Origin of the sequence: Streptomyces sp. NPDC005408 (assembly GCF_040606445.1) — a bacterium.
GTDB lineage: Bacteria > Actinomycetota > Actinomycetes > Streptomycetales > Streptomycetaceae > Streptomyces.
The window spans coordinates 1-13,841 of sequence record NZ_JBEXEX010000034.1 but is presented as its reverse complement, the minus strand read 5'-3'; the positions used below and the strand labels follow the sequence as shown (position 1 = coordinate 13,841).

General features: G+C 65.5%; 3 protein-coding genes and 1 pseudogene. 2 read left to right on the top strand and 2 right to left on the bottom strand.

The window, feature by feature from the left end:
- Window positions 1-64 precede the first annotated feature (64 nt).
- Both ABZS64_RS26810 and ABZS64_RS26805 read right to left on the bottom strand, forming a co-directional pair.
- Window positions 65-6,532 (bottom strand): RHS repeat-associated core domain-containing protein, encoded by a 6,468-nt coding sequence (locus ABZS64_RS26810; RefSeq protein ID WP_355834697.1) that lies wholly within the window; start codon window positions 6,530-6,532, stop codon window positions 65-67.
- Between the two features lie 193 nt (window positions 6,533-6,725).
- Entirely contained in the window at window positions 6,726-10,400 is a 3,675-nt protein-coding gene (locus tag ABZS64_RS26805) for a LamG-like jellyroll fold domain-containing protein (protein ID WP_355834694.1), read from the bottom strand.
- A 298-nt stretch (window positions 10,401-10,698) separates the two neighbouring features.
- On the opposite strand from ABZS64_RS26805, the pseudogene ABZS64_RS26800 reads away from it, so the two are divergent.
- Window positions 10,699-11,263 (top strand): annotated as a pseudogene (locus tag ABZS64_RS26800) (IS5 family transposase); the annotation flags it as partial.
- Window positions 11,264-11,728: 465 nt separating this feature from the next.
- A complete protein-coding gene (locus ABZS64_RS26795) occupies window positions 11,729-12,958 on the top strand; it encodes an IS110 family transposase (protein WP_355834691.1) in 1,230 nt (409 codons plus the stop codon).
- Window positions 12,959-13,841 lie beyond the last annotated feature (883 nt).

Below are 13,841 nucleotides of genomic sequence, written 5' to 3'. Positions count from 1 at the left end.
AGCCTGCGATTTCCGCCGCACTGACGCCCAGCAGAGCCATCGCGACCGAACAGATTCCGCTACTCTACTCGACCCAGCATCCGCAGCCGTTCAGCGGTAGCCTCTCTTGCCAGGAGAAGTTCTCGGTGACCGCAGCACCGCGGCTGTTGGTGAACCGGGGATTCCAGCTCCGAGGAATGAAGTGAGTGGCAGAATTCCAGTCCGAGATGTTCGTCGCGGTGAATTGAATTCGAGCTATTCCCTTCTTCCTGTCCACTGACTGAATTTGAGCCGTGGCAGAGTAGCTACCCAGGAATGCGTCGGCTTGATTCTTGGTCCCTATAGCTCCGTTGGTGAGCACACCACCCATATCATTTGCTACCCCCCGGAGAGTGTTCAGCCTCCACCACGGGCTACCTGGCTCCGGACCTCTATCCTTGTAGCTGAATTTATATGGCTCCTTGGCTGCGTCCGCATTCATGCCATCCTTCACCGCCTGCGCCAGCACTGCAGAACGCGCTTTAGATACAGCCTCATCACCCGCCAGGATGGCAGTGAACGCATCACCTCCTCGGAACTTCTGCGACTTACCCAGTGGCCAGCCATGACCCCAGAGCCAGCCGAGAAACAGCGCCCTGGATGTTTCCCATTCATTCCGCGTATCACGATCATCGACGATTCCGAAGTAGCTTGTCGCCTGCTCCAGCAGATTGTTGTTCCCAAAACGGAAAGTCGGATCCCAGGACTTGGTGACGAGGTTGTAGGTCAACCCGGGTTCCCAGCCGCCCAGGGTGTTTCCACCGCTATCCGTGGAAGAGGTACCGCCTGTACCACCATTACTCGTGGAAGCTTGCTGAATACCATTCTGTATTAGCTTCGGAAAGTTGATCCAGAGGCCGGAGGGGTCACTATGAGTAGCCGGGTTCTGGTTGGCGTAGGAATAGCCGTTGAGTGATTGATGCTGGTCAGAGGCGAATACGGGGTCAACGCTGATGAATTGACCAATTCCCGGGTCGTATTCGCGGGCACCGACGTGGGTGAGCCCGGTTGTGGCGTCGGCGGGCTTGCCGAGGAAGGCCTTGTCGTCCGGCCACGCCGTGGGTGCGGTGCCACGACGTGCGCCGAAGGGCGTGGTGTAGCGCTTGGTCGCCGCAAGCGTCGTGGCGTCGATCGCGAGGCTGGAGGTTCCGTGGTGGTCAGCAGCCAGGAAGTTGAGCTTGCTTCCCGTGGTGCCCGCCGTGGCGGTGCGGACTGCGATGGTCTGGCCTGCGGCCGTGTAGTTGCGGGTGCCGGACAGTGTCTTGGTCGCGCCCTTGGCGGTGAGGCGGATCTCGGTGCCAGCGAGGTAGAGGACGGTGTCGCCGTCGGCGGTGGTGTTGCGGCGGATCAGGAGTTCGCCGGACGCGTCGTAGAGGTAGCTCGTGCCGGTGGCAGGTTTGGTGTCTGCTGCCGGTTCGCTGCTGCCGACGAGCTTGCCTTCGGTGTTCCAGGTCAGGGTCTGCTGAGCCTGGGTGCCGGGGCGGCTGGTGGTGTTGCCCGCCTTGTCGTAGCCGTAGCTATTGGTCTTGGTGCCGACGACTGTCTTGGCCAGCGGGTGGGGTTGGTTGTCGGCGGTGCCGTAGGTATACGCGGTCGTCGTGTCGCCCGCCGTCGTGTGTTGAGTCTCGGACTTGCGCTGCCCGGCTTCGTTGTAGGTGTAGCTGGACCAGTAGGGCGCCGCGCCGTCCAGGTTGCCAGTTGTACGGCCGCTGGCCGCACAATCGGCCGTCTTCGGAGTCCAGGCCTCGGTCAGGCGGCGGTGGCCGTCGTAGGTGAAGCACTGGTTGTCTGTCTTGCCGGTGACGAGGGTGCTGCTGTCGAAGATCTTCGTGACGTTGCCCGCCTGGTCCTGGGTGAAGGCGAGGTCTTGCAGGGGGTCGCTGTGGATGGATGATTCAACGAAGGAGTTCGCTAGGCGGTGAGTGCCCTGCTCATATGCGTAGTTGAGGTAGAGCTTCTTCGTGGACGTCGGGTCGGTGGCAAGGTCAAGGCGCCACAGGTCGCCGAGCGGAGAGTAGAACCCGCCTTGGAGAAGGCCCTTGGAGGTCTCCTGCAGGCCAATGCCGGTGAAGTTGTACGTGTTATCCACGACCTCGGACGGCAGACCGGCCACGGCCGGGCTGCTGGATGAGGCGATGGTGCCGTCGAGGAAGTAGCTGGTGGAGAACGACAGGGTCTGCGGGACACCGGCGGCGACCAGGGGTTCCTTGGTGCTGTCGGGGAGGATCAGCTGACTTCCGGTGACCTGGTAGAGGTTGTCGTAGCCGGTGACCTTGTTGGTGTAGGCCTTGCCGGTCAGGCCGCCGTCGTAGCGGACAGCTGTGTCCTGCTGGCCCTTCCTGAGCGTGTCGAAGGTCCAGGCGGCGAGCTTGGTGGCGTCCGTCTTGGTGCCGTCCCACAGGCCGGTCTTGCGGCCGAGAATGTCGTACTCGGAGACGAGTGTCCTGCCCCGGGCCACGTCAGTGGTACCGATGGCTTGGTCGAGTTCATTGAAGGCCGTGGTCGATTTGCCCTTGTCCGGGTCAGTCGCTTCGATAGGGCGGCCGAACAGGTCGTAGCCGTAGTACCAGGTGGTCTGGTCGGGGCCGGTGACAGTCTTCTGCTTGCCGGCCGGAGTGTACGTGAAAGCGGTCTTGGTGAAATCGCTGCCGGTGGGCTGCGTGCCGCCGTATTCACGGCGCTCGGTGGTCTGGCCTAGCGCGTTGGCGACCACGGCGGTGGCCTGGCCGCCGGCCGGGGCGCTGCTGGTCACGGTGTCGCCCGTGTAGGTGGTGGCGGTGGTCCAGAGAGGGGCGTTGAAGCTCTGAGTGACGGCGGTGGTCGGGCGGGCTGCGCCGTCGTAGGTGGTGACGGTCTCCATGGGGGCCTGGCCGCCGTCGATCTCGACCATGGTTCCGGACGGGTTGGTGGCGTTGGCCCAGATGTCACCCGAGGCCTTCACCGCGAGTCCGCGCTCGTCGTAGACGGTCTGCGAGATGACGCTGCCGCCGGATGGGGAAGGTTTCTGCACCTGCCGGGGGCGCAGGAGCGAGTCGTAGATCTCGTAGGTCGTGTTGTAGCCGGAGCCGTTACCGCGGGCCGTGGCAGTCGAAATCCACGGCAGGGCGGAGGCGGTGACGCTGTAGGTGTAGATGTAGTTGGCGGGTGCGTTCAGCACCCTCAGGCGGTTGGGCAGCCAGACGCTGCTGACCCGGCCGAGCGCGTCATACGTCGACTCGGTGACCTTGCTGTTCGGGTCGGTGATCTTCGTGGTGGCGCCGGTGGCGAAGTCGACCAGCGTGGTGGTCTTGTAGAGCTTGGCATCCTCCACCGACGACGACGTCAGCGGCCCGACCGCCACCGGGTTGTAGGTCGTCTTCGCGGTGGTGGTGTCGTTGGTGTCCTTGACCGTCAGCGGACGGCCCAGCACGTCGTAGGTGGTGGTGGCCGTCTTCTGCCAGATGGGCTGGTCGTCGGTGCCGTATCCCTTGGCGCGGCCGGTCCACAGTGGCTCCCCCTTAATGGGGGTCTGTGTGGCCGTCCAGGTGATGGTGTCGTAGGCGGTGGCAGTGTCGGAGATGACGTCACCAGCGCGCTGTGCGTCGGTGGGAAGGTCGAACTTGTCGTCGGTCAGTTCGCAGGGATCAGCGACCGGCTGGGGCTTGATGTTCGAGGTGATTCGAGTGCGCGAGACGAGGTTGTTGATGCCCAGCGTGTCGTTGCGGGCGTACCAGGTGCGGGTGCAGGTCTCGTCACCGAGGTCGGCGTCGTTCCCCTTGTCCAGGCTTTTGACGGCCATGCCGTAGTCGTCGTACGTGGACACTGTGGTCCGGACACGATCAACCGAGGTGCCGCCGCTGGTGATGTTGGTGCGGGCGTGGCTTGCGCCGGTGCGGACGTAGTACGCCTCGGTGTCCGCGTAGGACTTGTGCTGGGTCGCGGTGCGCTTCGACCAGGGGTCGTTGACGGTGCCGGTGACTTCCTGGGCGCCGTTGTAGGTGACGCTTTCGCGGGTGAACCCGGCATATTGGTCGGCATCCGCCATCGGCGCGGCCTTGATGCCGCCGGCTGTGACGCTTTTGCGCTGGTCCGGGTCGGGGTTCTTGCCGTCCGTCCCGAGGACGCGGTCGTCGTTCATGCCGCGCATGTAGACGTTGACCGTCTTGGACTGCGTCTTGCCCGGCAGGCCGGTGACGTGGGTGACCTTTTCGAAGCCCCGCCAGATCGACCAGGTGCGTTCCTTCTCCTTGGTCAGCGGGTCGTCGTTGTAGTGCCAGGCACCGCCACCGGAATAGGTGTAGGTGTGCTGGACAGCCAGTGCGCCGCCGTACGTGTCATTGGTGGAGACGACCTCGACGGGATACTTGTGGAACCAGTCCAGAACGGGGTCCTTCTCACCGTTCGGGGACCAGTACACCGGATAGCAGCGGCGGGTGTTGGTGTCCACCTTGGGCATGGTCTGCCCAGCCAGGCAGTCGGCCTGCATGTAGGAGACGGTGGTCTGCGCGCCGGCCTCTGAGGTGATGGCCTTCAGGCGGGGCTTGGTCAGCGGCAGGATGTTGTCGGTGGCGCCGTCGACCCGGTTGGGGCGGGACTCGTGGTCGAACTTGACCGGGTCGAGCGTGATGTCGGTGCCGCGCTTGCCGGTGTGCCGGATCTCATCGAGCCACAGCGTCTGGTCGGTGGAGTCGCCGGTGTCGCCGGGGTCGAGGTACTGCTGCTTCAGCGCCCATGCATCCACGGACGCGAAACCCGGGGTGGCGGCGGCCGCATCCCAGGCCTGCGTGGCGATGCCGGTCATGCGCTTGCGGGTGTAGAAGGAAGGGCCGATGTTGCCGGTGCACTTCTGATCCGCCTTGCACTCCGCGTCGAACGGCACATCGGGCCAGTTGTCGCGGGTCGCGTCGGTCAGGGAGCCGCAGTCCCCGGTGATGCAGCGCTCGGCGTAGCCGAGGACGACCTTGTTCGAGGCGGCCGGGGTGGCGGTGAACAGGGCGCCGGCGCGCTGGCCGTAGCGGATCTCTGTCAGGTAGCCGCCGCGGGTGTAGGCGGTGCCGTTGTTGTCGTCACCGAGCATGTCGTAGTTGTTTTGCTCGGCGACGTACCAGTAGGACATGGCGTTTTGGTGGGTGTCCTCAACATAATCGAGGTTCCACCGCCAAGCCTGCGTCTTGGACCGGCCGGAGAAGGTGGAGCCGTCGGCGTAGCCGGGCTCGCCCGCGTCATCGCCGAAGACCGGGACGGTCCATACCGAGTTGGTGCGGTCGGTGGCGCCGGCGCCGTCGAGCTTGTTGAGGCCGAAGACGTACTTGGTGCCGTCGCCGGTAGTGACGGTCCAGTGCTCGCCGTTGTCATCACCGTTGTCCGCGCCGGTGGCAACGGTCACGGTGGAGGCGTCGTCGTTCTTCAGCCGCCACGTGCCGTCCGTGTCGTTCTTGACGAGTTCGGTTGCCTTGCCGTTGAGGACGAGGGAGGCGTTGTCGTACTTCCAGCACAGATCATGCTTGTCGGTCTGGCCGTCGTCGTCACAACTGCCGTACTTGCGCTCGACGTAGGACGAGGTGATGTCGAAGCCCTCGCCGATTACCGTGCCCTGGTTGTTGGTGGACGCGGTCCGCCCATCGACGCTGCCAGAGTCGTAAGAGATCGACAGGTCCGGCTTGGGGCCGGCCGCGGACGGCGGGACGCGCAGCGGGTAGGACCACGTGAAGGTGCCCGAGGAGCCACCCGCCTCCCACGTGGAGGACGCAGCGAGCGGGGTGGCCTTGTAGTCACCGGCCCCCGACTTGGTACCCGCCGCGAGCGCGAGAACCATCGTCTCGCCGACACGGGCCGTGGGCTGGCCCGAGGAGACGGCAGCAGGCTTGAACGCCAGGGGTGCTTCGAGGCGGTTGTTCTTACGCTTGTTCGTGAATTCCAGTGGGGTGCGGGTGCGGCATTTCGCCAGGGTCGGCGTGGTCAGCGCGCAGCCGGGCAGGCGCAGCACCTGCAGGCGCCCGGCCCAGTCACCGCCGTAGGCGGAGGCGAAGGCCTGGTAGTTGATGCCGAGTTCGGCCGAGCCGCCGGTGTGCGGGCCGGTGGCGGTCAGCACCACGCCCTTCACACCAAGCGCCGTGGCCTGCTTCTGGTCCAGAGTATTGACCACAACCGAGCCAGCGACTGGGGGCTGTCGCTTGCTCTTGCTTTTCCCCTTGGCAGGCTTCGGGTGGCCGAGGGTGACGGGCAGCGTCCCGGGGGCGGCCTTCGCCGCACCCGAGGTCGGCAGCGTCAGGGTGGACTGTCCGGCCGATGGCCACGTGACGGTCTTCGCCCGGTCTTTCTTCGCCCGGGCGATCTCTGCCTTATCGGCGGCCGCGGCCTTCTTCAGAACTGCGGCGGTCCTCTTGTCCGCCTTCGCGATGAACGGCGACACCTTGACGGACTTGAACTTCGGCAGGGCTGACGGGCCCAGCGGATCCGGATCAGCCGCCCACGCGATTGGCGTCAGCAGGCCCGGCACCATCGCGAACCCGATGATCGTGGCGAGCCGTCGCATCCACCCTCTCCTCGCGCCGGACGCGCGTGCGCCCATGCCGCCAGACCTACCGAAGTTCGTCATTTCCCGCCCCTGGTGTGTGCGACCCGTCCGAGCCGCGGCTTTATGCCCCGGCCGGTGGCCGGGTTCATGCGTGTGCGTGGGGCAGGTCCGGGCACTCGTGCGGGCCCGGACCCGCGGTACTACATGAGCGCTAGGCGCCAGAATCCTGCGTCTGGGCTTGCACCTGGGCGCCGGACAGGGCGCCGGTCCAGACCCGAAGCTTCTGCAGTGCGCCGGGCAGGTAGTGGGCTGTGGTGCCCGCTGTAGTGCCCCGGCCGGCCGACAACTCACCCGCGCCCTGTTGCGCGGCGGTGAAGGAGTTCGTATCGCCCGAGTCGGTCATCTGCTCAGTTCCGATGAACAGGCGCAGCTCACCATATTTCTCGGTTATTCCCTCAGTTCGCCTGGCCTGTGCGTCGAAGACGGCGGTGACATCGACGGTCGCGCCTGTCGTGTCAGCGAAGCCATTGAGCTGTGCGACCTCCGCGGACTGGACCACCTGGCCGGTGCCGTCGACGGCGGTGCGGGTGAACTTCCACTGGTAGGCGTCGTCTGCGAGTTTCACGACCCACAGGGCCCAGGAGGATTCCCCGCCGGTGCGCTGTCCGGCGACCTGTGCCTGGTAGCCGACCGGCTTCGTATCGAGGCTGTCCTTGTTGAGGCTGACCCTGGCAGAGACGGTGAACGAACCGGTCTCGTCCACCACCGGGCCGGTGGCGGCCGCGTAGCCGGTGGTGCCGTTCAGGACAATGCCTTGCTCCGCGTTCAGCGTCGCGCCGCCGGCCAGTGTCAGGTTCGGCCTCTGGTACAGCGAGGAGTCCTGAACTGCGGCGCCAGTGGTGGCGGTTGCATCCCAGGAGACAGCGAGGGCGGTGGCCGGCTCGCTGTTCTCGGTCAGCTTCGCCTCGTCCGCGATGAGCGGACGCCCCTGGGCCCGCTGCCACACCGCCAACTCGTCGACGCGGCCCATGAAGTACTCACCGGCCTTGGAACCGCCGACCCGCATGTCCCCCAATGAGGTCCACGGCGTGTAGGAGGCATTCTCCTTTGCCAGAACGACTCCCGTCTCGAGCCCCTGAGGGCGACCGTTGACGAACAACTGGATGGTGTCGTTCGCCTTGTCCTGGTCGCCCTTGGTGTCGAACACGCCGGTCAGATGCGTCCACACCTTGGTGGGCGGGTTCGCCGTATCGGCGAGTGCACTGACATAGACCGTGGTGGCGGAGTCGGCCACGGCCCGGTTGAACACCCACTTCTTCTGAGAGCCCGAAAAGAAAAGGTTGAACGCCGCGAAGTTGTAGGTGCCCGGAGCGGAAGCAACCACCCTCGTCTTGGAGGTGTCGGTCAGCATGACCCATGCCGAAACGGTGAACGACTTGGCGGTGTCCACGGGGGCGCCGCCCTGGGTCGAGGCATAGCCGATCTGCTGCGCGGGATCCGTGACGTCGTCATTCAGGCGCAACGAATGGTCATCGATACCGCGGCGCCCCTCAAGCCCCCAGGTTGCGGCCTTGCCCGCCTGCTGGTGCAGCTCAATGGGATGACGAATGGTGCCGTCGGTCGCGCTATCCGTGCCGTCGTCGAAGTGCCAACGCCCCACAGCGCCGTCTGGCTCGTCCACCTTGAATTTGAAGGTCGAGGCTGGGCCGTAGCGGTTGCGGACGTCCTTGGCCTCAACCGTCAGTGTCGTAGAGCCCGCTACGGGCGGCGTTACATCGGTGACGGTGACGACGTCCCCGCTCGCGTCGAACGAGGCCACTTCTGTGGCGCCTGGCTTGGTGGACAGGGACCAGCGGTAGCCGATGATGTCCGGGTCGGTTGTGTCGCTTGCGTCTTCGGGATTTGGTTTGAACGTGAAGGAACCGGCCACACCCGGCTCGCCGCAGCCCGCGCCCGCACACGCCGCGTTGTACGGAGTGCCCGGCTCGATCACAGGCGCCAAGGGTGCATCAAGGTCGATCTTGAAGTAGCACCAGTGCGAGTACCCCGAGGAGATGGCCGTGGTGACACCCTCATAGGTCCAGAACGACTGGGTGAGCACCTTGAACCGGTACAGCGTGCCATCAGCCCCACCAGCCAGGCTCACCTTCTCCAAGTCACCGTTTATGTCGTAACCTGCGGTCGGTTCGTTGACCTGCCAGGCGTCGACGAAGCCATTCCCTGTGTTCTTCTGCACGAAGAAGTGGGAACGCAGCGATCCCTTCTCCGAGTCATTGGACGGTGTCTGCAAAGTGCGGACCCTGCCCTGCAGCGTGGGATCCACACGCGTGGCGATGTCGGGGGCATTCGCGTCGACGGAACAATGTGCCTCCGCGCCGTCCCCGGGAATCGCGCCGACGTTGATCGGGTATCCGGGCTTGAGGACATAGACGACCTGCAGCTCCGCGTTCTCCTTGAACCGCTTCCAGGCGTCCGGGTCGTTCTCGTTCTTGGCCCGCAGCATCAGCGTCAGGCGAGAGAAGTTGCCGTCGGCGAACGACCGGACCGTCTTGGTCAGGTTCTCGTCCGGCTCACTCGCACTGTCGTTGAACTCGACCCACGAGTCCGGCTGGCCAGGCGAGCAGAGATCTCCCCGGCCCGCCGAAACACTCCGGTCACCCATCAAGTCCAGCTGCGAGGGACCGGGCCAGCGCGTGGCGCTGGAGATGTTGTTCGTGCGCCACAGATCCACATCGTGCGCGCTGCACGAGAACGACCATGTCTCGTACGCGCGGAAGGTGGCGTCGATGACGTACTTGCCCGACAGCTGGGCCGGGGAGAACTCGAAGTACATGCGGTTGGTGTAGTCCGTGCCGCAGTACCAGGGGCCCAGATGGCTGCAGTTGCCGACACCCAGGTCGCCGCTGAAGTCCCAGAAGTGGTCCCCGTCCGAGGACAGCACCGTCTTCTCCGAAACGCCCAGCCCGATGGAGGGGTCGATGTAGACCGGGTAGACGGTGCCCTTACCGCGCAGCAATGTCAGGTTCGGCTCGACCGCGACCGCGCCCTCTTCAACCTGTACGGGGAGTTCAGCGCTAGCATCGTCGTGGTCCGGCCGGGCCGCCTCCGGATCACCGTCCACCGCGGCGGCCGGCTCATCCGTCGCCTCCGTACGGAGCATCTGCGACTGCACACCGGCACCTGCGGCGTCGCCCTTGGAGTCCCACATCAGGCCGGCTGGGCCGGTGAGCACGTTGTTGCCGTCGCCGTCCACGGCGCGCAGTCCCCCACCCGCACCGGGCAGGATTTCCAGCTTGTCACCCGACGCCGTGAGCTTGACTTGCTCCAGGTCAGCGTTGGACGCGGCTTCGGCGGACTTGACCACGAGCACCTCGCGGTAACCGGTGGCCGTCGCCGTCAGTTGCAGGTCGACGCCCTTGAACACCTCGGAGTAGGTGGCAGTCGCTCCGTCCAGCTTCGGCTCCGGCAGCGCCTGCGGCCAGCCCAGCTCGACCGCACCCTTTGACGTGGCCAGCCGGATCAGATCCTTGCCGCTGCCGCCACCGGCGAACGACAAGTCCACTACGGCGGCCTTCGGGCCCACTGTGCCGTCCGCACGCCGCTCCAGCGTCACATCGACATCGCGCCAGGAGCCGTCGTCGCCCTTGACCCGCTGAGGCGTCGTCGACTGCGTCAGCGTGAACGTGCCGTCCGGATTCGCTTCGGTCTTGGTGTACTCGGTGCGCTCCTCGACGACCTCAACCGGCTCACCCAAGGCTGCAGCACGCTCAAGTGCACCCTGAGGCTGGGCAGCTACCTGGTTCTCCAGGGCCGACGGCGCGGCCGCCTGCGCCACAGCAGGCACGAGACCCACCGCCAGCGCGCCGACGGCAACGGTCGCACCCACTCTGCGGCGCGCACGACGCCACACCCCACCACTCACAACCCCACCCCAGGTCTTACATGGTTCCTACATGAGCCCGCCAAATATGCGGTTCCATTTCTGACGAGTCAACAGTGATCCACATCACACGATGAACAAAAGCTGCAGATAGGACAACATGCAACTTCACAGGGGGCCCTGACCCGCCATCAACCGGCACGGGCTTCCACGCGCGGGAACCAGGGCCCGCTGCGGAATCGGAGGGGCCACCCCCGCGAGGGCGCAAACCGATTCGGCCCGCCTCGCATTCATGCTCGTCGACTCAGGCACGACCTGTTGGCGCAGGCTGCGGGACTGGAACGACGCCGGCGTATGGCAGCGGCTCCACGAAGTCCCTGCTCGCCGAGCTGAACGCGGCGGCGAAGCTCGACTGGTCCCGCTCCGTGGTCGACTCCTCCCATGTCGGGGCACTAAAGGGGGAGCCAGACGGGCCCCTCGCCGGTCGACCGAGGGCGGGCTGGCTCGAAGCACCACGTGATCACCGACGGACATGGCACCCCGCTCGCGGTGCTGTTGACCGGCGGCAACCGCAATACCGCACCCAGCTGCTGCCCTTGCTCGATGCGATCCCGCCGGTCCGCGGCCGGGTCGGCCGTCCCCGCCGCAAGCCGGACTCATTGTTCGCCGACCGCGGCTACGACCACGACATCTACCGCGACCAGGTCCGCGCCCGCGGCATCGTTCCGGCGATCGCCCGTCGCGGCACCCGGCACGGCACCGGACTGGGTACCTACCGGTGGGTGGTCGAGCGCACCTTCGCCTGGCGACACGGCTTCCGACGCCTCCGCGTCCGTTGGGAAAGACGCGACGACATCCACGAAGCCTAATTCGTTCTCAGCAGCCCACACAGAGCGGTTGTCGCTACAGCGGGCTGTTCGAGTACGGGGCTGCGACGCCTCCGGCGAACCGGGTTCATCGAGACCTCCGCATAGAGCGGCGTGTAGTCCCCGTGCTCGTGGTGGTGGTCGCGTGGGCGTCGGACGGATTCCTACACGAAGCCTGGCTTGAGAGGCCTTGAGCGAAGAGCGAAGCGCTCGCGCCTGCGTGACCGCCGCTACCCCAGACTGTGCTTGCTCGTTGACGTTGTGGTGCGAGCCCGCTGCATGGTGACCTCTCGATATGCCCGAGCTTTGAGAGCTCCCGTCGAGACCGAGGCCCGTGTGACGCGCTGGTGCCACGAACGGCTAGTGAGGTGGCGGACCGGCCTTGTCGCCGAGTCCTGGAATTAGGTCGCTGCGTGGCCCGCATGCGCTCGTGACCAGCGCAAACACTCACGCCATGGGGAGGGTGCCTTGATCTACTGCGGAATCGACTGGGCCGAGAGGACGCACGACGTCGCCTTGGTCGACGACTCGGGCCAGCTGCTGGCCAAACGCCACATCACCGATGATGCGACCGGCTATAAGGTCTTGTTGGACCTGCTTGCCGAGTACGGCGACACCGAGGAACACCCGATCCCGGTGGCGATTGAGACCTCCCGCGGTCTGCTGGTCGCCGTGCTGCGGCAGGGCAAGCGGAAGGTCTTCGCGATCAACCCGATGGCCGCCGCCCGCTACCGCGACCGGCACAGCGTCTCCCGCAAAAAGTCCGACCCGGGCGACGCCCTGGTGCTCGCGAACATCCTGCGCACCGACATGCACGCTCACCGGGTCTTGCCCGATGACAGCGATCTGGCCCGCGCCATCGCCGTCCTTGCTGGCGCACAGCAGGACTCCACCTGGAACCGCCAGCAGATTTCTAACCAGCTCCGCTCCCTGCTGCGCGAGTATTACCCAGCCGCCCTGGCGGCGTTCGAGTCCTGGAAGAACGGTCTCTGCCGCTCTGAAGCCCACGAAGTTCTCAAGCTGGCTCCAACTCCCACGCGAGCTGCCCGACTGACTCGCGCCCAGCTCCAAGCCGCCCTCAAGCGGGCTGGCCGCCAACGCGGCATCGAAGCCGAGACCGAACGCCTCCGTGAGGTCTTCCGCGAGAGCTCCACCCACCAACCTGCCCTCGTCGAGGACGCGCTCGGCAAACAGATGCTCGCCCTCCTGGTCCAGTTGAAGGCCGCCTGCACCGCGACAGACGACCTCGCCCAGGCGGTGGCGGAAGCTTTCCCTCAGCATCCGGACGCTGAGATCATTCTCAGTTTTCCCGGCCTCGGCGTCCAACTCGGCGCCCGGGTACTTGCTGAGATCGGGGACGACCGCGGCCGTTTCGCCGATGCCCGCGGCCTGAAGGCATACGCCGGCGCCTCACCCATCACCAGGGCCTCCGGCAAGAAGTCCAGCATCACCCGCCGTTGGGTCAAGAACGACCGCCTCAACCACGCCGGCTACCTCTGGGCCTTCTCCGCCCTCCGGGCCTCGCCCGGAGCCATGGCTCACTACCGCCGCCGCCGCGACGAGCACGGGGACTGGCACGCTGCAGCCCAGCGCAACCTCTTCAACCGCATGCTCGGACAGATGTTCCACTGCCTCCAGTGGCGCGAACTGTTCGATGAAAACACCGCATTCCCAACTGCCCTGGCCGCTGCGGCTTGACGACTTGAGGTCGTGAGGTGTCTTCCTGAAACTGGCCTGCTGCCTGCACTCACCGGCGCATGGAATCACTATGCAAGTCACTGCATGACGGCACTCGTCATGCCTCGGAGGCGTAATTCGGATTCGCCTGAAAGGTTCCGGTGAGTTCCCCGCGCTGGTCCACCTCCCATGCCCCAATGATGGCCGTTGGGGGCACCGCCCCATTGGGATCGCTCACCATGTCGCCGTCGATTTCGTACACCCACCCACCCGGGTGTCGACGAGCCTCCGCCACCAACTCGGGCGGCGGTGTACGCGACGGCTGAGCCCTACCTCTCTCGCGCCTGAAGAGCCATGCCATGCCTGCTCCCCCTCATCAGTGAGCCTGGAAGCCATCGTGCCGCAAAGGCGGACCACTGAAGCAACTGCCCCAGGCTGACGAGGAGCCCTTGCACCACGGCGACCCACATCATTCTGGTTGTCCGGCTTGCGGACGACGCGGCCATGCCTGGGATCTGAGCAACTGCGTCCAATGCGATGCACGACTCCATCGCGAGTGACGGCAAGGCAGCGCAAAGACGCCAACCTCCGTACGTATTTGGAGCGAGCGGCGTCTTCGCGCTTCAGGCAGCCGCAGGGAGGTCCATCACCTCGACGCCCGTCTTCTCTGATTCCTCCAGCTCACGCAAGTACCGACGGGCAGCAGCCTTGCCGATGATCTGCCAGAACTCAGCCCAGCACTCATCCTCAGTTGGGCGCCCTTTGGAAGAGGTCACAACCACACCTCGCCTTCTGCTTTGAGGCGTTCGGGGTCTGTCAAACGAGCGGTGTAACTAGGGTTATTGGAGTTACTGACGGGCTGCGGAGAGGCGGCCGTCGAAGGTGATGTCGAAGGCGTTGAGTG